Source organism: Paenarthrobacter sp. PPS72, assembly GCF_048537125.1.
Lineage (GTDB): Bacteria > Actinomycetota > Actinomycetes > Actinomycetales > Micrococcaceae > Arthrobacter > Arthrobacter nitroguajacolicus_E.
Window position 1 is genome coordinate 1 of the sequence record NZ_JBLYIE010000091.1, and the last position, 420, is coordinate 420.

1 protein-coding gene is annotated in these 420 nt (G+C 66.0%); it reads right to left on the bottom strand.

The features are described 5' to 3' along the window. Nucleotides 1–420, bottom strand: a 420-nt coding sequence (locus tag ACLRGI_RS23200) for a transposase (protein ID WP_419203788.1), incomplete at both ends; no start/stop codon positions are given.

Here is a 420-nt window from a genome sequence, read left to right on the forward strand (position 1 = left end):
CTCAATTCTGAAGAGCCGGATTTCCCCGGATCCGTTGCCGGCACCGTAATCACAGGAAGCGATGAACGGGGCGAAGCCGTAGCCGCCTTTGTACGTCCCGGCGACGTTTTCCTTATCGGAGTGCGAGGTCACCAGGGTCGCGTCGATGTCGATGATGAGCGGGTCCGCGGCCGTCGCGGACAAGGCCGGGTTCCGGTTCCCGGCGGCGTTCCAGGCCCGGGTTCGCAGTTCCCGGGTGAGGGTCTGGAAGCCGTAGCTGAACAGCTCCGGGTTCGTGACGGTGCGTTCGAAGAACCGGGACACTGTCGCGTTCGAGGGCAGCTGACCGAAGACCTCGGGCGAGGACCGCAGGATGTCCAGGTCCGAGGCATGTTCACCGCCGGCGGCGAGCATCGCGGCCAGGGAACCAAGCAGCCGGCC